The sequence below is a fragment of the Pirellulales bacterium genome (genome assembly GCA_033762255.1).
Classification (GTDB): domain Bacteria; phylum Planctomycetota; class Planctomycetia; order Pirellulales; family JALHPA01; genus JANRLT01.
Genome location: JANRLT010000062.1, coordinates 1 through 21,663 on the forward strand (window position 1 = coordinate 1; position 21,663 = coordinate 21,663).

Here is a 21,663-nt window from a genome sequence, read left to right on the forward strand (position 1 = left end):
GCCGCCCTGGAGGCCACGGGGTATATCCTGGCCAATCTAAATAACATATTAGAAGTCGACGAGCAGCACCCCGAACGGCTGAAAAAACTTCAGGATTTTTGCGAAACCTGGCTCGCCCGCGCCTGGCGGCGGGAGTTGACCGTTGAGGAGCGGAAATCCTATATCGAGCAACAGTTTGCGGCGACTGATCCCCCTGAGGCCGCCAAACGCGTGTTGATCCTTGGCCTCAAATCCCCCCAATTTTTATACCGCGACATCCAGCCGCAAAATACACCATTTGCCCGCGCCGAACAACTCGCCTGGGCGTTGTGGGATTCGCTGCCTGATCAATCCTTGCGGGACGCGGCGGCCAAAAACGAACTGCAGACCCCGGAGCAAATCCGCGACCAGATCGAACGAATGCTGCGCGATACGCGCGCGGTTTTTAAGCTGAAATCATTTTTACTTGCCTGGCTCAAGGCGGATCAAATTCAAGACTTGGCCAAGGACCAGACCAAGTTTCCCGGGTTTGACGAGGCACTGATTGCCGACCTGCGAACGTCGTTAGAGCTGCAACTGGAGGACTTTTTACGCAGCGGCGGGGATGTTCTAGCCACGGCGGACGTGCGGGATTTATTTCGCCAGCGGCAGATTTATCTGAATGGACGATTGGCCAAGTTTTACGGTATCGACGCCCCCGCGGACGCTCCCTTTGCCAAATATGAACTTAACCCCAACGAACGGGCGGGGGTTTTGACCCATCCCTACTTGATGACCAGCTTTGCCCATAATGCCACCACTTCTCCCATTCATCGGGGAGTGTTTTTAGCGCGGGGGATATTGGGAATGTCGCTACGTCCACCGCCAGAGGCCGTGGCTCCACTCGCCCCGGATTTGCATCCCGACTTGACCACCCGCCAACGCGTGGCCCTCCAGACCAAGGCCAATGTCTGCATGAGTTGCCACGGCATCATCAACCCGCTGGGATTCGCGCTAGAACAGTTTGACGCGGTGGGGCGTTTTCGAACCGAGGAAAACGGCCAGCCCATTGACGCCAGCGGCAGCTACCTGACGCGCGACGGCCAACTGGTCAAAGTCAACAACGCCCGGGAGCTGGCGGACTTTTTATTATCCAGTTCCGAAGCCCAAGAAGCTTTTTGCACCCAGCTCTTTCACCACTTGATCCAGCAGCCGGTGCGGGCGTATGGATCGCAATCCGCCCCCGAATTGGTAACCACCCTAGTCGAGGGAAACCACCAACTAAAACCATTAATTATTGCCATTTTGTTAAAGTCCACCTTGGCTCCCCCCCCAAATTTCGCCGATACGCCCTAAGGGTGTAAACTAAATTGTACCTAGGGCGACGCTGCGCTTGCCCTAGGCTGGGATAGGTCGGGCCTTTGGCCCGCATTGAAACAGATGCCTTTGGCCCACAATAAATCATTTTTCAGTACAGCCATTTCGCAGGAAACATTCCCATGCCACATAACGCCAGCCGCCGCGATTTTTTACGCAAATTGGGCCTCAGCGCCGCCAGCTTGCCCTTTGTGCTAAATCTTCCCAGCTTGGGCTTTGCCAACCAAACCGCGCGCAAACAGCGGTTGGTGGTGATCTTTAGCCCCAACGGCATCGTGCCCAAGAACTTTTGGCCGGAAAAATTCGGCGCGGATTTTGAGCTAAAGCCGATTCTGGCCCCCCTGGCTCCATTCAAGGATAAAACTCTGATCCTCAAGGGGGTCTGTGACAAGGTCCGTGGCGATGGCGACAACCACATGCGCGGCATGGGCTGTCTTTTGACCGGGACAGAGCTATTCCCCGGCAACATTCAGGGAGGCTCCGACACGCCCGCTGGTTGGGCGAGCGGGATTTCCATTGACCAAGAGCTAAAGCATTTTTTGCAGTCACAGGACTCCACGCGCACGCGGTTTGGGTCGCTGGAATTTGGCGTGTTGGTGCCGGAACGGGCCGACACCTGGACGCGCATGGTTTATGCCGGGGCAAATAAACCGATCGCCCCCATCGATAATCCCTACGCCATGTTTAATAAGCTGTACGGCCAGCAAAAAGACCAGGCGGCCCTAGCCAGCGTCTTGGACGAGGTTCGCGGCGACCTGCAAAAGCTGGCCCAGGCCGTCAGTGCCGAGGACCGCCGCCTGCTGGATGAGCACGCGGGCTTTGTCCGTCAAATGGAAGCCGAACTGCAAACCGACCAATCCGCCAACGTCGGCCACGCCGTCCCCGAGTTAGAACAAGGCATTAAGGAGGAAAACGACAATATCCCCAAAATCGCCAAGCTGCAAATTGAATTGCTGGTTAATAGCTTTACCCAGGATTTCTCGCGGATCGCGACCTTTCAAATCACGAATTCCGTCGGCCAGCCCAAGATGCGGTGGCTGGGGATAGAAGAGGGGCATCACGAACTGTCGCACGAGCCGGACAGCAACGAACAAGCCGTGGAAAAACTGACCAAAATCAACACCTGGTACTGTGAACAACTGGCCTACCTGTGCCAGCGGCTGGCCGAAACGCCCGAACCGGGGGGAGGGGGATCGCTGCTCGACAATACCACGGTGATCTGGACCAACGAACTGGGCCAAGGTAATAGCCACACGCTGGACAATATCCCGTTTGTGCTGGTGGGCGGGGGGCTCGACTTTAAGCTGGGCCAGGCCCACGACTTTAAGGATCAGCCGCACAACCGGTTGTTACTGTCCCTGGCGCATGCTTTTGGCCACCGGATTGACAAATTTGGTAACCGCGACTTCTGCGGCGCGGGACCGCTGGGGTTAACCTAAAGGGTAGCGAAACTTGCAATAAGTTCCGAAATTCTTTCGTGTAGCTTGGGCTTTAGCCCGAGACTTGCGGAGGTGCTGGGGAGCTAGGGTGCTGGGGAGCAGGGGAACTAGTCCCCTTCCAAACTCCATTACTCCAAATGCCACTCCTCCAAATACCAAAAAACCAGCAACCAAAAACCAATCAGCCCCCTTTATTCGCCTCCACCAATGACTCCTCCGCGCTAATCGCCCCGGCTACGATCGCCCCCAATTCCTCGATCTTATCCGGGGGCAGGCTCGAATCCTTGATCTTGTCCGGATACCGCCAAGTAATCAGCACCTTGTTTTTGTCGAGGTCCAGATACCACAGTTGAATCTCGCCGGGTTCATTGGGCATTTGATTAGCGGCGGCGCCATCAAACTGGCTACTGAGGATTGAAATAAAATCCTTGGCATTGTCAATTTTGGCAAACTTGACCCCCCGCTGCTTTCCCTGGTTGTCTTGATTGGGCATGGGTGCCAAATCAATGTTGCGCTCTTCCCAGCTTTTTACCGGGACGGCTTTGAGCACTTTATCCCCCAGCGCTGTCTTGCCTTCGGGAAACACCCAAATGGACATTTGCACCGGCAAATGAACTTTCTCTCCTCGGTTTTCGCTTTCACTGTTGGTGGGTTTAATCTCGGTGCCGGTGTATTCGACTTTCGCCACGAAGGGATATTTAAACGGTTTTAATGTCAACAGCGCGGATAATTCAGGAGGAGTGATCCAGTTTTTGTTAATCGCAAAATCCGAATCCACCAGCGGATTCTTGGCTTTGCTGGTGAGCACCTTTCCCCCCTCCACCTGGGCAAAGATCCGCGGCAGCCGGTACACGACCGCGGTGCGCTCGACATTGGCATAGGCGTTTTCCAGCTTGTCAAATTTTTGATACCAGTCGATTTGCTTTTTGCCGGTATCGACGGCCTGTTGATAGGTCCCCGAGCCGCATCCCCCCAGCGCTAAACCCCAGCAGCCCAATAATAACCACCAACCTGCTTTCGCTGAAACCCGTCGCCGCCCTTCCGTAGGCTGTTGATCGATTAACATTTGTCTCGGTTTATCAAGCATGGGTAGGACCCCTCTTTTGGCAAGTTCACGGGAGAAAAGTGTATTCTAAGATGATGATTATAACAAACATCCGGGAATTTTTCTTATCCCCGGCTGGCAAATGGCAGTTTTGTACTTGAGCAGTTTAGCCCACTTTGGGAAAATAAATTGCCCGGCAAAGAAACAGAACGCTTTTGACATTTTGTGCTCTTCGTGACCTGTTGGTTTTTTCGCAGCCGGTTTTTCCCAGTAAAATTCACCTGCAGCATTGGCCACTTTATGCATTTGCCCTCCCATCAGTTGGATTTGACCACCAGCGCGGCCTCCGCCGTTTTGGCCGCCGCCGCCCTAGCCGCTAGTGCTTTCCCCGGGTGGAAACGCGTTTTGGGGACTGGGGATTCTCCAACCCGCCAAAATTTGGCCGCGGGGGAGGGATTGGTACCACCCACGCCGGGCCTGTTGGCCGGGGGGGCGGGCTTGGTATTTGCCCTGCAAATGTTGAATTTTCCCATTAGCACGGGGGCCTCGGGGCACATCCTAGGGGGATTGGCCTTGGCAATAGCCTTTGGCCCCCGCTCTGCCATGTGGCTCATGGCGGCTATTATCACCGTACAAGCACTACTGTTTGGCGATGGCGGACTAACCACCCTGGGGGCAAATATCCTTAATATGGCCATCGTGGGCGTATGGGTGGGCTGGGGGGCGTTGCGCCTAAGCAACGCTGTTTTGGGAAATGATTCTGCCCAAGGCAAGCCAGAGCCTTTAGGCCATATCGCTCGCTTGGCTCAGTTAGCTGGAGTGGCTTTTGCAGGTTGGGTCTCGGTCATGGCGGCGGCCCTAAGCTGCGCCGTGCAATTGGCAGTGGCAAATCAAGTTAATTGGTGGCTGGTGGCCACCACGCTTTTGCCCGTTCATGCCTGGATCGGCCTGGGGGATGCGCTGGCGGCGGGAATGATCTATTACGCGGTCGCTTTCTCGCGGGGGCGGGGGACAAAGCGCGTGGGAGTGTTGCCGGGCGCAAATTTTACCGCCGCAATTTATACCGCGGGTCTGGCATTGGTGGCCGTGGTGTTGGCCCCCTGGGCGTCCAGCCTACCCGATGGCCTGGAATGGTCGCTTACCAAGTTAAATATGGAGGCCATCGCCGAAAATGCCGGATCGTTGGCGGCCCGGCTAGAAAACACATTGTCTCCCTGGCAACTGGCGGATTATGAATTGCCGTTTTGGCCCGGGATGGGTTGGTCAAGCATGTTGGCGGGCTGGCTAGGTTTGGCGATGGTGTCTGGAGTGGTCTGGATGGGAGTTATAGCTCAAGCGGCAATGAGCAAAGCGCGCTTGGCAAAATTGTCGCCACGACGGTAGGGGAAAGTACGTAGCCGGCACCTTCCAGGTGCCGTGTCCATTGTGAAAATTATGTCTTTGTTACAAACGATGAATTCTTACCAGTCGCAACGGCAGCGGGACGCTGCCTGCTACGTAGCAGCTCTTCGCAGACACTATCCGCCAGCATAATCCCCTGGTGGGTTAATCGCGCGCGGCGACTAGGGACCGTGCCTAGGGACTGTTCCACCGGCGACGTTACTATTTCCAGTAAGCCCAAGGCCCGCAATCTGGCCACGGAATCGCCAAAGAACTGGTCAAAAATTTGTCCGGTTTGCTCCTGCCACCATTCCACCTCAAAGCCCGCGATTTGCCGCAGGGCAAAGACCGCCAGTTCGCGAGCGCGTTCGTCAGGCGACAATCGTTCCCGTTCCGCCACGGGGGATAGCCCCTGATTTAGCCGTGCCAGCCACGTTGTCGTGCTGCGATGATTGGTCGAGCGTTCTCCCGCCACGTAACGGGCCGCGCCAGGACCGGCGGCGTAGTACTCGCCTCCCGCCCAATAGACCAAATTGTGCGCGCATTCCCGCCCGGGTTGGGCGAAGTTGGATATTTCGTAATGGAAATAGCCCGCCGCGGTTAGTTCCGCCATTGCCAATTCGTACAGGGTTGCCTCGGTCGCCTCGTCCACGGATTGCAGCTCGCCGTGCAGCCGGCGGTTCCAAAATCGCGTTCCCCGTTCCCAGGTCAATCCGTAGGTGGAAACATGCGCGGGGGCTAAACGCGATAATTGATCCAGATCGTTTTGCCACTCGGTCCTGGTTTCGCCCGGCGCGCCAAAGATCAAATCCACCGCCGCCACCAATCCCGCATCCTGGATATGCCGCACGGCCTGTTCGATCCGCGCGGCGTCATGGTCGCGCTCCAGCAATTGCAATTTGCGCGGGGAAAACGATTGCCCCCCTAGGCTCACGCGCGTGACGCCGCCAGCGCGTAACTGACCGAGAATTTCCGCGTCAATGTCCGCGGGATTGGCCTCGACCGAAAATTCTCCCCCAGGCAAAAGCGGATGCCAATGATTGACCAAGTCCAGCAGCCGCGCCAAGTCCGCACCCCTTAAAAACGTGGGCGTGCCGCCGCCAATAAACAAAGTCCGCACGGGTCGGGGCTGGGTAAGGGCCGCCAGCTCCCGATTCAGCGCGTCCAAATACGCGGGGACCAGATCGGCCCGCCCCGCCACTAGCGTAAAATTGCAGTAGCCGCAGCGGTGCCGACAAAACGGGACGTGAAGATAAGCGGCTTGCGGCGTCATGAATGGATTTAGGCGATTGAAGCGGATACTTAGCCAAAAGTTTACCATTGGCGGACAAGGACGGGGCCGGATTTTTTAACAGATGCGGGCGGATTGTCCCTAAATCGGGGAGTTTGTCAGCCCCGCCCCCACAGATTACAATCAGTCACAGTCCGGGAGTAAACAGCACCATTTTTTACAACGAGGGGGAAGACGAGATGTCGAAGATTCGGAAACTTTCGCGTCATTGGTGGGCCGCCATGGGAATTGCCATCATTGCGTGCGGCGGGATGGGGGTGTGGAACCTGATCGCGGACGAATACAAAAGCGGCAAAGTCTGGCCCGAGCCCAAAGTTGTCACGCCGGGGGTGGAGAATGGCCCTCCGTCCGACGCGATTGTCCTGTTTGACGGCAAATCGCTGGACGCCTGGCATAACGGCGACAAATGGAAAATCGAAAACGGCGCGGCCACCGTCCAGCGGGAAGGGATCACCACCAAGCAGTCGTTCGGCGATTGTCAATTGCACATCGAATGGGCGTCCCCGGAACATGTGACCGGCGAAGGACAGGGACGCGGCAACAGCGGCGTGTACTTTATGGGAAACTACGAGGTGCAGGTGCTGGACTCTTACAATAACACAACCTATTTTGACGGCCAATGCGCCAGCATCTATAAGCAAAGCCCGCCGCTCGTGAACGCTTGCCGCAAACCGGGGGAATGGCAAACCTACGACATCATTTTTACCGCGCCCAAGTTCGACGACGCGGGTAACGTAACCAAGAAGGCCGCCTTCACCGTGCTGCATAATGGCGTCCTGGTTCAGAATCATTTTGAACTGGAAGGGACCACCGCCTGGGACCGCGCTCCCCAATACCAAAAGCACCCCGAAAAGCTGCCGATCTCGTTGCAAAATCACGGCAACCCCGTGAAGTACCGCAACATTTGGATTCGCGAGCTGTGATTGCGGAAATGAAAGATTCAAATTAGCACGGAGCCACAGGGATAACAGAGCAGAACGGAAAAGATGCAAGAAAGATTGAACAAAGAAAACGAAGATGTTTTTCAACTTCAATCATTTCACTGTTTTCCACTACAGATTTAAATCCCTTATCCGTGAAAATCCGTGTCCATCCGTGGCCTAAGAATTTCTTTTTTAGCCACCGATTTACACGGATGAAACACGGATAAATTCATGCGGAATTTTGCCTGCTCGGGACTACTCCCCCTTCCTTCGTGGCTCTGTGTGATAAATACCGTGGCTCCGCAATTCGTGGTTTAGTTCCGCTCATTTGCCATCCTCGGGCGGACCGCTTTCCAGCGCCGCCAGCAGATCGGCGATCTGGGCGAGTGACAATTCGTTTAGCAGTCCCTCTGGCATCAGCGACAACGGGGCGGGTTCTGATTCGTCAATTTCGACCTTGGGAATAGTCGCGCGGGTGACATCGGCCTGCATGACGGTGATTTCGGTGTCGGATTCGGCCAGGGGAACGCCGCTGACGCTGCGGCCATCCTTGAGCGTGTAAACCCGCCCCCGATATTGATCGGCGATGACCTTGCTGGGATAAATCAGACTGTCGATCAGATCCTGGCGGGAAAATCGGCGGCCCACCGCCGATAAATCCGGCGCCGCGGCCTCACCCGCCGCGCCAAAGCGGTGACACGCCAGACAGCGGGATTTTTCTAGCAGTGGCAAACCCAAGGAGGCATTTCCCGTGTGCCCGGCCAAGTACTCGCTGATTTGCGCCGCGCTGTATTTACTGGCCACGGGCTTATGGGGCAAGAGTTCCACGCGCTCGGGCTGGCGGTCCTTGCGTTGGCGGCGAAAGGCCCCCGCCTGATCAGGGGGCAATCCCGCCAGCCAACTTTCAAATACTAAAATCAAGGCCGAGGAACGAATCCCGCCCCAAGCCTGGGCCTGACAATGCCAATCCAAAAATTCCAACCGCAGTTCATTGGTCCAGCCGCCGCGCAACTGCGATAGACAAAGTGCATAGTGAAACTGCTGCTCGCGCGGAATTCCCGCGCGCATTTGCCGCAATAACACTTCCGCCGTGTCGGGCAGATTGGCCAAAACCGCAATCGCCGCCATTTCCCGCTGGACGCGATAATCGGCCTTGGAAAATTGTTCCCATAATAATCCGGCCGTTTCCCGGGCCTGCTCTGGCAAAGGGGGGACATTGGCCGGTCGGGTGGCGGGAGAAAACGTCTGCCAGGTGTTTTGATACAGGATCGCCGTTAATTGAAACGCCCGGCACATGTCCAGCCAAGTCTCGTCATTCCAGGTTTTTTCGGCGGAGCTGCCATTGGCGGCGGGATCCGCGGGAGTCGCTTCCGCCGCCGGGTCGGCGAACGGATTCACTAACCCTGTGCCTGGGCGGGAATGGGACAATAACTCGTTTTGACGTTGCCATAACTGTGTCGCCAGGGCCGGGTCCCGGCTGGCGACGGCAACCGCGATCATGAGGAGCGCGGACGCGCGGGGGGACTCTGTCGCGGCTAACAGCGGGGTTAGCTCCGCGGGCTGGTCCTGGCAAAGGGCGCGCAGGGCCAAAAATCGGACTTGGCGATTTTCCGAGGATAGTAAATTAACGATCCGCTCGCGCGTGGTTGTGGTTAATGGCAGATTCACGGCTAACTGCGTTTCCAGCACGGCACGCTGGACCAGGGGACTGGCATCGGCCAGCAAATCCATCCAGGGAATTTTTTGCGCGTCGGCTCGATAATCGCTCACGCACCGCGCTCCATAGGCGCGCAATTGCGGCTCTTTTTCTTTTAGCAGACTGGTGATTTCGGCGGAGGTCAACAACGGGCCAAACAGCCTGCGAATGGCCAGGCCCCGCAGTCGTTGATCGAGGGGCAAACCAGGATCCGCGGTCAGCTTTGGCAGGTCGCTATCCCAACGGGTGCCAGCGGTTTGCCGCGCGGCGGCAATGGCGGCCAGGCCCCAAGCGCTTTGCGGCTGGGGCTGGCCAATAGCCGCCTGGATGGCCCGTTCGGCCTTCGAGAGCGCGGCGGAGTTGGCCTGCGCGGCCTGATCGGTTTTGCCATTTGGTGTGGCTGTCGCGGCCGCGCTGTTTCCCGCCGCCGGACCGACATACCGCACGCGGTACAATCCCCCCTGGGTGTTCCCCCCTCCCGTACAAAAGTACAAGTGGCCGTCGGGACCGACATCCAAATCGGTCACGGTTAACGGCTGCCCGGTCAAAAATTCGCGCCATTCCGGTAGGGCGGAACTACCCGCCGCCGGAGGAAAGACCGCCAAAATACGTCCCAGGCTCCAATCTCCACAAAACAGCGCGCCGTGATATTCGGCGGGAAATGCCGTATGCCGGTAACAAACCATGCCAGAAGGGGACCCCCGCCCCGTATTCGCCGTCGCGGGGAGGCCGTCAGGGTAATATTCTGGCCAGACCCCGCCGCCGTTCCGCCAGCCATATTCGCCGCCGGCAATCACCTGCTCCAACCGATTGGGCCGATACCAGGGGAGATTCACATCCCCTTCCTGATCGCTATCCCACGCCCACAGGTCATTAGTAGCGTCAAATGCGATACCGTATTGATTGCGAAAGCCCCCCGCAAACGCATTCCAGGTTTTGCCCGAGCCATCCACGCTGCGCAGAACCATTCCCCCCGGAGCGCTCCGCTGCGCACGGGGATCAATCAGCGGCAACAGCGCGTGCCCCTCGTACCAATCTCGATACGGCGAGTTAGCCGCCAACTCCACGGGACCGGCCTCATATCCAAAGCTGACATACCAGCGGGCGTCCGGTCCCAGCAAAATCTGGTGTGGACCGTGATAGTGGTACTTTCCCGGGATGGCATAGAGCAGTTCCGCCTTGGTGCGCGCTCCGCCGACGGGTCCGCTTTGACGATAGACGCCTGGACCCTCGGCACCGACGCCGACGCAGTATAAATTTCCCAAAAGGTCAAAATACCCTTGGCAATCGAGCACCAAACTGGAAAACAATTCCGCGTTTTGAAATTTGCCGTTACCGTCGGGATTGGTCAGCACAAACGTTGCCCCCTGGCCGGGCAAGGGATCGCTTTTTCCCAGGGCATAGGGGCCTTCACGGGTGACAAGCGGTCTGCCCAGATGGTCAAACTGAAAACGGGTGAGAGAGCCGGTGAGGGCGGGATCGGCCACGCATTCGACAATAAATCCGGGAAGGGGCTGAAACCGCCGTCCCGCAAAGACACCCCCCGGAGGCGCTCCCCAGGGAGCCGTGCCGCCATAAGGTCCCCATTCTCCAGCTTGCGGCCAATTGGCGTCGGCAAAGAGGGTTTCTTCCCATCCCGCGGGGGCCGTGTCGGTGGATTTCCAGCGAGCATTACTCACTAGCAATTCCACCGGGGAACTTTTGGTCCGCAGACTAAGGGAAGTCATCAAACCTGCCGAGCCTTTGGCGGTATTTTCAACCCGCACGGCCAAAGCGTTGGGTCCCGCCACCAAAAAGGGCGTTAAATCAAACTGGCCCACATTTGCGGCGCCGCGGCCGGTTCCCACGGATTGACCATTGACGAACAGTTCGTAAGCGTCATCGGCGGCAATTTCCAGATTGGCGTTGTCAAAGGTAGCCTTGGTGTTAAACGTAAAGCGAAAATATCGCGTCCCGGCGGGAATCGCGTTTACATCGGTCCCATCCCCCGCGTGCCAAATCCACTGGGGCGTCGCGGGCAACGACTTGGCCGCGGGGGGGGCCGCCGGACCCTGGGCCAGCACGACAACACCGGCCAACACCCATCCACAACAGACCAACAGGACATAACTCTTTTGCCAGGAAAACCTTTGCCTATAAAGAACAGAAGGATCAAGCGGTGTTTTCCGGGCACGACATTGCATGTCACAAACCTTTACTGGCAATGATGAACGATTTAGACCGTGGTGGGCTTTGCTCCGCCCGCACGGAGTGAATGATCCGCATACGCGGTCGGGGGTATGGTCCCCGTTCCCCCATTTGTGTCATTGGGCTCCCCCGCGGGTGGAATAGCCACATTCAGCCGCAAGACGGCGATTCGCTGGCGGACGACGCTTTCTAACCGATCCACCACCTGGGACAGGGATAATCCATCGGTGGGGACCAACAGCGCGTCCGGTGCCTGGGCCAGTGGTCCAACCGACCGGGAACTGTCGCGTGCGTCGCGCAGATTTTGCTCGGCCAGTAATTCCGCAAAGGGGACCGTGGCCCCCTTTTCGGCAAGTTCCTTTTGGCGGCGACGGGCCCGTTCCTCGGGACTGGCGGTCAAAAAGATTTTGCACTCGGCCTGGGGAAAAACGATCGTCCCTTGATCGCGCCCCTCGGTCACGATATTGCCGCTGGCGCCTAGGCGGCGTTGTTGCTCGACCAAGATGCCCCGGACGCCGGGATTATTGGCGGCATAGTGCGTAATGGCGGTAATTTCGGGTGTGCGAATCAAGGTAGTGACATCTGTCTGATCTAAAAAAACCCGCTCCCCGCGTAGTTCAATGCTTAGCTCTCCGGCCAAGCGAATCAGCTCTTCGGGCTGGGTCCAATCCAGCTGGCGCACACTTCCCGCGTATGCCACGGTCCGGTACATCGCTCCGGTATCCAAAAAACGAAAGCCCAACCGCGCGGCCAACTGTCTGGCCACGGTACTTTTTCCTGCTCCGGCGGGACCGTCCAAGGTAACAATCATAAACCTATTTTAGCCGAGAATTTGCAAAAGGGGAAATTAGGGCGGAATCGCCAAAAGATGTTAAATTTTGGGGAAGAAACAAGGGGGTACCAAGATTAACCGTGAAAATTGCCAAATTTACCCAGGGGGACTCACTAGGTAAAGCGAGCGAGGGCATGGTAGACTAACGTGTTGGCGATGTAGTCCGCACACTCCGTGCGCGGAACAATTCACGCCATTTTGCAAGTTTGAGATTAAACACCCAAATTTGTAAGAACACCACTGGAATGAATTTCAAATCCTCTCACGGAGTGAGAGGAGTACACCCATTACCTCTCACGGAGTGAGAGGAACACACAACACCTTTCCTTATCACGGAAAAAACATCGATAAACCCTCTCACCGAGTGGGGGGAACTAACGAACATGCCCCCACGCTATCCTTCTCAACCACCCCGTCCCGCGAATGACCAACCGGGCCAAGACCCCCTCGATCCCCAAACCGCGCATTGGGAACGTCTGCAAAAGGTGCTGGCGTCCGCCGGACTAGGGAGCCGCCGCGCCTGCGAAGAACTGATCACCACCGGCCGCGTAGAAGTTGACGGCCAAGTTATCACCAAACTTGGCACCAAGGTCGATCCCAGCCAGCAGACCATTCGTGTCGATGGCGAACCCCTGCCCAAACCAAAGCTGCGATATTTTTTGGTCAATAAACCCCTGGGCGTGGTCACCACCAACAGCGATCCCGCCGGGCGCGAGCGCGTGATTGACTTGGTCCGGTCGGACGCCCGCCTCTTTCCCGTGGGGCGGTTGGACAAATCGAGCGAGGGACTGATCATCGTTACTAATGACGGCGATCTGGCGAATTTGCTGGCCCATCCGCGTTATGGCGTGGAAAAAACGTACTTGGCGCTGGTCGCTGGCGAGCCGACCCGCCAAGTGCTGGAAAAACTGCGTGAAGGAGTGCACCTGGCCGAAGGCTGGGCACACGCCAAAAGCGTCAAACTCAAGGCGAAACAACAACACAGCACGCTATTAGAAATTGTCCTCGACGAGGGGCGTAATCGCGAAGTCCGGCGACTGCTGGCCCGCGTGGGGCACAAGGTATTGCGCTTGCAGCGCATTTCACAAGGTCCGCTGCGATTAGGAGATCTGAAATCCGGGGAGTACCGCCCCCTGACCCTGGACGAAGTCGCCGCGCTCAAGCAAGCCGCGGCGGACGCCATTGCCGCAGGACCAACCAAGAAACGTCCCCCGCGAAAGACATTCAAAAACACGCTGGATAACGAAGACCTGGACGAACTGAGCGGCCTGGGCCGCTCGGACGCGCCAGTAGACTATGAAGACGTGGAGGATCAAGAGGCTGGCGACGCTAGTGCCCCGGTCAGCCCACAATTTCCCACCCCCGCCGAGTCCGCGACGGAAAAACCGCGCAAGCGCCGAAAGAAAGAAGCTGTGGCGGATGAAGACGACGAACCCGCGCTGTTTGACAGTGAATGGGATGCTGCGGACGCAAGCGACTCCACCACGCCGGTGATCCCCGATATTTGGGATACAGCCTTTGGCCATTACCAAAAAAAAGGCTCTGTCATTGCCGATGAGGATGATGCGGGCGAGGAAGATGCTCCACGCAAATCCCGGAGCAAAAAAGCGTCACGGGGCCAGCAAGCAAAAGATCCGGTCCCCTCATCCAAACTCAGCGATTCGCTCGCACGGGTAAAAACCAAGAAACCCGCGGCACCCGCCAACCAGCCGATCATTGACCTGAGCATCAAGGATTCCCCGGCGGAGTCGGAAACTGAAATACCGCCTAGCCCTCCCCGCAAACGCGCCCGTCCCCCCGTCGCGCAAAACAGCGACGATGATTCAGAGACGGAACTGGATAACGACGATGATTTCCTAGAGGGATTTCCCGGAATCGCCGGAGATGAAACGGCTGGCGAGGAGGAATCCGCCGCCAAGGGGCCTCGACGCAAATTGCGTCCCAAAGGCTTCTTGGTCCAAAAAAAGCAACACGCCCAATTCAAGCGTAAAACCGACGCCGCCAACGCCGAGCGCGACGCGCGGCGCGCAGCGCGCGATGCCGAACGGGGCTATGGGCCAAGGGCAACCCGCGCGGACCGAGATGCCGATCGCCCTTCCCGGGGAGATGCATCCCCAGGCGGAAGTGCGGAGCGAGACAGACCCGACCGTGGTAGGCGTGAAGGAACCGGGCTGGGACGTGGCGGACCGGGACGTAACAGATACGAACGTTCGGGACCACGACGCGATGGGCCTGCGGGAACCGGCCGGCGTGCGCCGGGAGGATCGGGACCACGCCGCGAAGCGGGTGAAAATCGCGAATCTTATGGTGATCGGCGGGGCGGTCCCCCAGGTCGACGCGGAACGGATGATCGCCGCGGCGGCCCCGGAGAGCGACGGGGCTATGCCGGAACACGCGGGGCTGGAGCGCGCGGGGATGCCAGCGAACGCGGGGGATCTGCGGATCGCACTGGCCGAGGTGAACGTCCTGGCCGAGCAGAGCGAGGCGAACGGCGGCCGGCATATGGCGCGCGGCGGGAAGGGCCTGCCCCACGGGGAGAACGGTCCGGCGGTTTTCGTGGTTCGCGCGGTCCCCGACCGGAACGTGATTCCACAGAGCGATCGGGCGGCGAGCGCGGCGGTCCCACGCGGGATGGCGGGTCAAGCGGCGGTGGAAGATCCGGTTATGGCGCGAGATCGAGTTATGGTGCAGGGGGCCGCGGCGCATCAGGACGGGGTGGCTCTGGATATAGCGGTACGGGAAGAGGTGGCCCGGCGCGTGGCATGGGTGGGCGGGGAGGACCTGACAGATCGGAAAATCGATCCTCGGGTCGTTCCGCTCCCCCGGGCAAAGGAGGGCCCCGCACCGGACGTTCCGGCGGTAAACCTGGTGGCAGTACAGGTCACGCCCGTGGCGCGGGTAGGTTCAATCGACCCGAAGGAGGCCCCGGCGGAAAGTCCGGTCCACGCCGTCCCGGAGGTCGCCGTCCGTAGCCCCACTCAATCTTGATCCCCTGAATTTAGCAATCTAATTTCCTAGCATTCAGATTTTTTCCACGGATGTCCCATTCAGCCGCCTACTTTGCCGATCACGCCCAGGTACTGCAAACGACCATCCATAGCCAGCGGCAACTGGCCGAAAACACTTTTGGAATTAAGCTGGCTTGCCCACAAATCGCACGGCAAGTGATTCCCGGTCAGTTTGTAATGTTGCGGCTGGCGGGGATGAATGATCCGCTTTTGGCCCGACCGCTGGCGGTTTACGATCTGTGGCGGGACGCAACGGGCGAATTGGCAGGCATCGAGCTGGTGTACCTGGTGGTGGGCAAGCTCACTAGCCGGTTGGCCCATATTCCCGCCGGGACCCGGGTGGATATTTGGGGCCCGCTCGGAAATGGCTTTGCCCGGCGTCCCTGCGAGCAACTCATCATGGTCGCGGGGGGAATAGGCCAAACGCCGTTCTTGCTGCTAGGAAAGGAATACCTGGGGGGATTGGCTGTTTCCCGGCCAGCCGGAACCATGCCTGCCCCGCGGCAAGTCCTGTTGCTGTATGGCGCCCGCAGCGTGACTTATCTGGCGGGCGTGGAGGAATTTGAGTCGGCGGGAATCGAGGTGCGGGTCAGTACCGATGACGGCACCGCGGGGCATCGCGGTCTGGTGACGGATCTCCTACGGGCGGAACTGGCCACGGAGTTTGCCGGGCGACGGGAAATCGCCTGCTGCGGCCCAGAAAAAATGCTCGAGGCCGTCAGCCACATCGCCCTGAATCATGCCGTGCCCCTGGGTTGCCAGGTGTCGCTGGAAACGCCGATGGCCTGCGGCATTGGCATTTGCTTTAGCTGCGTGACGCGGGTCAAAGAACCGGACGGCACGTGGGATTACCGCCGGACCTGCGTGGAGGGGCCGATCTTTGAGGCCGAGCGATTGGCGTGGTAAGGGTTACGGTTGACGTGGGCGGGGCTTTACCCCGTAGGTCCGCGCCTTGTGCATGAGAACATCAGAGTTCCGGACTACGTTGCTTTTCCAGAAATTAGCCTTCCGCTTTTGCTTCCAACTTAACCGGCGCATTCTTGATGGGTTTGAGACTGGCCGTCAAACGGGACTTTAAGCGGGCAGCTTTATTCCGGTGGATGACCCCTTTGGCCGCCGCTTGATCCAGTTTTTTTACCGCAGCGCGATATTCCGCATCCAAGGCGGTTTGGTCCACGCTCGCCCCCACGGCCGCGGCATGGGCTTTCTTTAATTGGGTTTTGACGGCCGATTTGACCGCGCGATTGTAGGCCCGGCGTTCAAGGCTTTGACGATGACGTTTAGCGGCGCTCTTAATATTCGGCATGGTTCGTAGAAAATCACAAAGAACACAAATTCCAGCCACTTAGCTGAGTGGAATCACCCTTTATGACGCATTTGTTGCAGTTTGTCCAGCCGTTCAGCGACGTCTTTGTACTTAAAATCCAACCCCGCTAGCTGTGTCAAATGCCGCTCGGCCACGTCCCAGGCCTTGAGCCCCATTGCCAGCACTCCCGTGCGATACAGGGCCAGCTTGCGAATATCCAGCAGTTTTTCGGGGATTTTCCCCACGGCAAGTAAATATTTTTCGAGCGCGGGCTGAAATTTTTGCATTTGCTGCAAACATTCGCCCAACTCAAGCAGCGCCAGCCCCCCTCGTTCGGGATCTTCCTGGATTTCCTCAAAAATTTTGGCAGCTTCGTGGAAATTGCTGGTTTTTTTGACCCGGAGACCCAATTCAAATTTCCAGCGGGGGACGGTGGGGTAGCGATCCGCTCGGACGCGGTAAACTTCTAATTCTTTGCGGTTGAGTTCATCCTTGAGATTTTTGGCCAGGGCTTTGGCGGCGTCCCCCCCATCCTTGGCCGCGCGCTGTTCGGCAATCTGCACCTGGTGCCGCGAACGTTTAAGATCCACATCTTCCAACTTTTCCTGGACCTTCAGATCGCGTCCCGTCAGGTCCAGGGCCGTCCGCAACAGGCGATCGGCTTCGGCGAATTTGTCCTCGTGGACGTAAATGTCGGCCAGTTGAAAATAGTTTTCCAAATCTTGCGGGAACTCAGCAATCTTTTTTTGCAGCTCCTGCGTGGGTGTAAGTTTTATCTGCGGTTGTTCCGGCGAACCCTTGGTCGCTTCCTCGGCGGGGGGTGTTCCTTTGGATCCAGCGGGGGGACCGGCCGCGGCGGGCCTTTTGGGGGCGACGCCCAAAATTTTATCGCGTTGCAAATTGGATATTTCGCGCGGAGCCTCGGCATCGTTGGGGCGCAGTTCTTCCACCTTATGCCACATGACGATCGCCTGGTCAAAATCCCCCAAATACGCCAGTGCCTTGGCACAGGCCTTGGCTACTTCGGCATCCTTGGGGGCGGCATCAAAGGCGGCCTTAAGATAGCCCAATTGTGCGTCATAGCACTGCAGTTCGCCCACCGCCTGCGCAATTTGCAATAGAATTTGCGCGTCCCAAGGATTAATGCGCAAGACCTCTAGCCCGTTATCCAACGCACCTTTCCAGTCTTTGGCAGAGAGGGCTTTCTTTAGGTTGGCTTTGTGGGATCCCCCTTGAAAACCGCCAAAAGAGGCTCCCTTGCGATTGTTCTTATACTTCTTGTACAGATTTTGCAAATACGCGCGCAAATATTCCAGATTGGCGGGATCCCCCTTGACACATTGAATGTACAAGTCGGCGGCGTAGTCAAAGCTCCCTGCGTCGTGTTTTTCCTTGCCGTGCAAAAACCAGCTTTGCAGACGTCGGCGTTGGGCCTCGTTAATGGGTTGCGGACCGGAAGTGGCGGGAATGCTGGCCATACGCGCGTCGGCTGTCCCTAAATGCACGCCCGGAAAGCCATGCCCCCCGGGAATGAGTGAATACCAAGAATTGACCCAAAAATCGACCGAAATCGTGAATGTTGCCCACGGTGTAATTGTTGACCACGGGTGGGGCCGGGCGTCGTCTTTTGCCCAGCAGACAGATGACCAACCGCCAATTTCCCCCCTCCCGCGGTTCAACTGTTACTAGTTCCCCTGCTATGCCCAGCCCGGTCAGAGTATATTCTAACATGCGGGCAAATGGCTTTCAAAGTTGAAAACTACCGAAAAATGGACGATTGCCTCCCTCCGGACGGGCAGCAACACTTGACTTGGCGTCATTCGACATGACTTCACATTCGCCACGCATGCCAGGAAAGGTTTACTTGGTCGGGGCCGGGCCGGGAGACCCCGGACTTATCACCCTTCGCGGACAAGACTGTCTGGCCCGGGCCCAAGTGGTCTACTATGACTATTTGGTGAATCCGCTCATTCTGGAAATGGCGGCTCCCGACTGTCAAAAAATCTGCCTAGGCAAGCATGGCAGCGGCCGTCAGTTGCGTCCGGAAGAAAGCGGCACTCCCCCAGCCCCCTCCGCGGGACAGCGTTTGTGGAGCCAGGCGGAAATCAACGCCGCGCTCGTAGAGCAGGCCCTGGCGGGAAAAACCGTGGTCCGCCTCAAAAGTGGCGATCCCCTGATTTTTGGCCGATTGGCCGAGGAATGCGCGGCCCTGGCCGCGCATGATATTCCCTTTGAAATTGTCCCCGGCATCACCGCCGCCTGGGCCGCCGCCAGCTACGCGGGAGTCTTTGTCACCCAGCGGCAATATGCCTCGGCCGTGGCTTTGGTCACGGGACATGAACAAGAAGACAAATCCCAACCGGGGGTGGATTACAAAGCGCTGGCCCACTTTCCCGGCACGTTGGTTTATTACATGGGCGTGACCCGCGTGGCGGAATGGTCAGGCGCGCTTTTAACCGGGGGCAAGTCCCCCACGACCCCCGTGGTGGTGATTCGCCGTTGCGCCTGGCCTGATCAACAAACCTGGACGACCACCCTGGAACACGTGGCGGACTTTGTAAAGCAACGAGAATTGCGTCCACCGGTGTTGTGCATCGTGGGAGAGGTCGCCGCCGCGCGGGAACAAGCAAGCTGGTTTGCGGCGCGGCCGTTGTTTGGGAGGCGGATCTTAGTGACGCGACCGGCCGATCAAGCGGCCGATCTGGTTAAGCTGCTGGCCGATCAAGGAGCCGACTGCGCGGTGCAACCCTTGATACAAATTTTGCCTCCCCCGGATCTTGCCGCCTTGGATCAGGCAATCTGCGCGCTTGCCACCGAACAATACGCCTGGATTGCTTTTTCCAGCGCGAACGGAGTGCGCTATTTTTGCGAGCGGCTGTGGCAGCTTGGTCATGACGCCCGAGCTTTTGGCAAAACAAAAATCGCCGCGATTGGTCCAGCCACGGGGGCCGCGCTGGGCCATTGGCATTTAAAAGGAGACGTGATGCCGGACACGTACGAGGCCTCGGCCATGGCGGGGGCGATAATCCAGGCCGCTGGCGGACAACTGGCGGACGCGCGGTGTCTGCTGGTGCGGGCCAGTCGGGGTCGGGAAGTTTTGGCCGAGCAACTGGCCGCGGCGGGGGGAAAAATTGAGCAGATCGTGGTCTACGAAAGCCGCGATCTTGACCAGCCCGATCCGCAAATCGCAACGGATTTGTCCGAGGGAAAGTTTGATTGGATGACCATCACCAGTAGCGCCATCGCGCGCGCGGCGGCGCGGCTCTTTGGCAGTGCGCTACGACAAACGCGGTTGGTCAGCATTAGCCCGCTAACCAGCGCGGTGCTAGCGGAACTGGGCTATCCGGCTGCGCTGACCGCCAACGAGGCCACCATGCCAGGAATCGTACGGGCGCTGGTGGAGGGGGTTAAGGTAGCCGGCTAATCCAAGCCGATCTATCTCGACCACCGTGCATGATTGCATAAATGGTTACCAAGGAACCATAGACTTTATAATAAACAACGTATGGAAATCGGTGTACACGCACCGCGCGTACGCCGTCATTGTCGATACTTCCTTGAACTGGTTGTTTTTTTTATTTTGTTCAATGTACGATCACATTCCGCCAAGAAACGAATTCCAACCGCCAAAGATTTATTTTTGTACCACACTGAACCAGAGTGCAAGTCGGACACAATTTCAGGACGAAATCGAAGTTCATATTTCATAAATTTTAGTCTTTAAGCGATCTAAAACTTCCTCCCAAGTCAGCAATTCGCCTCCCAAGGATTCTTGATCCAAGATTCGGCGACGTAATTCTTGATCATTCACGGCTTGATCGACACTCGGCGATTCCGCGTCTATGCTCTCCCATATCCCCTCAACGATCTGTAATCGCTCGGCAAGTGGCAGTGCGGTCAACTCAATTATCTTCTGTTGAATATTCATAAAATATTCTTTTCCAATTTGATAGTGTGGGGAATGTCAAACTAAATTTAGTTGCCAACTTTACTATTATGTGTTAATGCGTAAGTTTTCAAGTCAAATTATTAGTTCCTGCAAATAGCGCAAACGTAGGTTTTCTTACCGCTATGTGTAGATTACTTGGTTCTTGATGAAACTTGCTTAATTCCCTTGCATTCGTCGCGAGCTGATCGAATCCCCATTTTTACAAATGTAACAGCCTTTTTTACACCCTGCCATCCCCACGGCTTTCGTAACCCGCAGACTTTGACACAACTTGTTCGGGTGATAGCGGCCACGGCATAGCACCCGGTTTTTTTCCACACCCAATTTCCCCCTGGCCGAAATCTATCCCTAGGGGCGGTGGCGAATTGCAAATTTTTTCCGCCGATACCATCGGCGGCTTGTAAGAAGCATCCGGGTTGCGGGAAAGCAACCGCGATCTGCCACCACGACGAACGATGTTACTTGGATCAAGGAGGATCCCATGCCAGCGCAAAATACGCCGCGAGGACGACTAAGCTTATCCGTCGATCTCCCCCAATGCCGTGCCAGTAGCCCAACTTCCCCCCGGACAAACAGCGCGCAGCGGCTGCTTGCCGCCTGGCAAAAACAACCCTTGCCGCTTACGTGGGTTTGGAGCGGTAATCCTCCGCAATCCACCACCGAACTGGCGGAACTAACGGCTCTTCCCCGGACCGACCTAGGCTGGGCCATCCCCGTCAGCGGACTCTCCCGCCAACAGTACCGCGCACAAATTCTGGGCTGGCTCAAGCAATGGCAAGCCGCGCTCAAGTCTCCCGGCAACCGGCTGCGCATGGTTGTCACCCACGCCGGCAAAGTCAGCATCCCCTATGATGCCCTCACCCGCGCGGGAATTTCCGTTCAGCGCGATGGGCAGTTGCAATCCGGCCATGGGGCCTTTTCCCAACCACGGTGGATGCATTCCGGGTTATGGCAACTACCACTGCAGGCGGAAATGCAACTCACCCAGGGGTGGATCAGCTCCACCGCGGCCAACTGGCGGCTTCAGGGTTTGCTGCGACAGTTATTGCACTCCCCAGGCATGCATTTGCATTTGCGGATTGATTTGGGCCAGCGGGAAGAAATGGGGGGAACAGTGCTGGCAAATTGGGAAAAGCTGTTGCATATCTTGGCGGGATTTGTCCAACAAGGGGGCGAAATCGACCAAGCCGCCCGAATTTGCGCGGATTTGGCCGCACAACACCAGCGATCAGCGGGATCGATCTTGCGCGCGGCCTAACCCCCACAAAAAAA

The 21,663-nt window shown here is 57.5% G+C and carries 16 protein-coding genes; 8 read left to right on the plus strand and 8 right to left on the minus strand.

The features are described from left to right. Both SFX18_16960 and SFX18_16965 read left to right on the plus strand, forming a co-directional pair. On the plus strand, window positions 1-1,314 hold a 1,314-nt coding region (locus SFX18_16960; protein MDX1964842.1), incomplete at its 5' end, for a DUF1592 domain-containing protein. A gap of 143 nt (window positions 1,315-1,457) precedes the next feature. Continuing rightward, the gene (locus SFX18_16965) at window positions 1,458-2,774 is read left to right on the plus strand and encodes a DUF1552 domain-containing protein (protein ID MDX1964843.1); all 1,317 of its coding nucleotides are present in this window, start codon (window positions 1,458-1,460) and stop codon (window positions 2,772-2,774) included. A 181-nt stretch (window positions 2,775-2,955) separates the two neighbouring features. Here the strand turns inward: SFX18_16965 and SFX18_16970 are convergent, their stop codons facing one another. Next, window positions 2,956-3,861 carry a hypothetical protein gene (locus SFX18_16970; GenBank protein MDX1964844.1) on the minus strand — a complete coding sequence of 302 codons (906 nt, stop codon included), beginning with the start codon at window positions 3,859-3,861 and terminating at the stop codon, window positions 2,956-2,958. A 57-nt stretch (window positions 3,862-3,918) separates the two neighbouring features. Next, window positions 3,919-4,125 (minus strand): hypothetical protein, encoded by a 207-nt coding sequence (locus SFX18_16975; protein ID MDX1964845.1) that lies wholly within the window; start codon window positions 4,123-4,125, stop codon window positions 3,919-3,921. On the opposite strand from SFX18_16975, the gene SFX18_16980 reads away from it, so the two are divergent. Then, window positions 4,120-5,202: an energy-coupling factor ABC transporter permease gene (locus SFX18_16980; GenBank protein MDX1964846.1), complete on the plus strand. Its 1,083-nt coding sequence runs from the start codon at window positions 4,120-4,122 to the stop codon at window positions 5,200-5,202. The genes SFX18_16975 and SFX18_16980 overlap by 6 nt on opposite strands. A gap of 49 nt (window positions 5,203-5,251) precedes the next feature. Here SFX18_16980 and hemW read toward each other — a convergent pair whose 3' ends face one another. Continuing rightward, window positions 5,252-6,472 (minus strand): radical SAM family heme chaperone HemW, encoded by a 1,221-nt coding sequence (gene hemW / locus SFX18_16985; protein ID MDX1964847.1) that lies wholly within the window; start codon window positions 6,470-6,472, stop codon window positions 5,252-5,254. Window positions 6,473-6,669: 197 nt separating this feature from the next. Between hemW and SFX18_16990 the strand changes: the two genes are divergently transcribed. Next, window positions 6,670-7,413 (plus strand): DUF1080 domain-containing protein, encoded by a 744-nt coding sequence (locus SFX18_16990; protein MDX1964848.1) that lies wholly within the window; start codon window positions 6,670-6,672, stop codon window positions 7,411-7,413. 324 nt (window positions 7,414-7,737) lie between these two features. Here the strand turns inward: SFX18_16990 and SFX18_16995 are convergent, their stop codons facing one another. Both SFX18_16995 and cmk read right to left on the minus strand, forming a co-directional pair. Beyond that, entirely contained in the window at window positions 7,738-11,292 is a 3,555-nt protein-coding gene (locus SFX18_16995; protein ID MDX1964849.1) for a PQQ-dependent sugar dehydrogenase, read from the minus strand. A 32-nt stretch (window positions 11,293-11,324) separates the two neighbouring features. Next, entirely contained in the window at window positions 11,325-12,107 is a 783-nt protein-coding gene (gene cmk, locus SFX18_17000; GenBank protein MDX1964850.1) for a (d)CMP kinase, read from the minus strand. Window positions 12,108-12,511: 404 nt separating this feature from the next. Between cmk and SFX18_17005 the strand changes: the two genes are divergently transcribed. Continuing rightward, the gene (locus SFX18_17005; protein ID MDX1964851.1) at window positions 12,512-15,100 is read left to right on the plus strand and encodes a pseudouridine synthase; all 2,589 of its coding nucleotides are present in this window, start codon (window positions 12,512-12,514) and stop codon (window positions 15,098-15,100) included. A gap of 66 nt (window positions 15,101-15,166) precedes the next feature. Further along, window positions 15,167-16,042 (plus strand): dihydroorotate dehydrogenase electron transfer subunit, encoded by an 876-nt coding sequence (locus SFX18_17010; GenBank protein ID MDX1964852.1) that lies wholly within the window; start codon window positions 15,167-15,169, stop codon window positions 16,040-16,042. A 94-nt stretch (window positions 16,043-16,136) separates the two neighbouring features. Here SFX18_17010 and rpsT read toward each other — a convergent pair whose 3' ends face one another. Together rpsT and SFX18_17020 are read right to left on the minus strand one after the other, a co-directional pair. After that, complete coding sequence (gene rpsT, locus SFX18_17015) at window positions 16,137-16,442, minus strand: 30S ribosomal protein S20 (protein MDX1964853.1); 306 nt, start codon at window positions 16,440-16,442, stop codon at window positions 16,137-16,139. Between the two features lie 53 nt (window positions 16,443-16,495). After that, window positions 16,496-17,920: a hypothetical protein gene (locus SFX18_17020; protein MDX1964854.1), complete on the minus strand. Its 1,425-nt coding sequence runs from the start codon at window positions 17,918-17,920 to the stop codon at window positions 16,496-16,498. Window positions 17,921-18,288: 368 nt separating this feature from the next. On the opposite strand from SFX18_17020, the gene cobA reads away from it, so the two are divergent. Beyond that, window positions 18,289-19,866 carry a uroporphyrinogen-III C-methyltransferase gene (cobA, locus tag SFX18_17025; protein MDX1964855.1) on the plus strand — a complete coding sequence of 526 codons (1,578 nt, stop codon included), beginning with the start codon at window positions 18,289-18,291 and terminating at the stop codon, window positions 19,864-19,866. Window positions 19,867-20,139: 273 nt separating this feature from the next. Here the strand turns inward: cobA and SFX18_17030 are convergent, their stop codons facing one another. Then, window positions 20,140-20,370, minus strand: a complete 231-nt coding sequence (locus SFX18_17030) for an addiction module protein (GenBank protein ID MDX1964856.1) — start codon at window positions 20,368-20,370, stop codon at window positions 20,140-20,142. Between the two features lie 502 nt (window positions 20,371-20,872). Between SFX18_17030 and SFX18_17035 the strand changes: the two genes are divergently transcribed. Beyond that, on the plus strand, window positions 20,873-21,649 hold the full coding sequence (locus tag SFX18_17035; GenBank protein MDX1964857.1) for a hypothetical protein: 777 nt from the start codon (window positions 20,873-20,875) through the stop codon (window positions 21,647-21,649). Window positions 21,650-21,663: the final 14 nt, after the last annotated feature.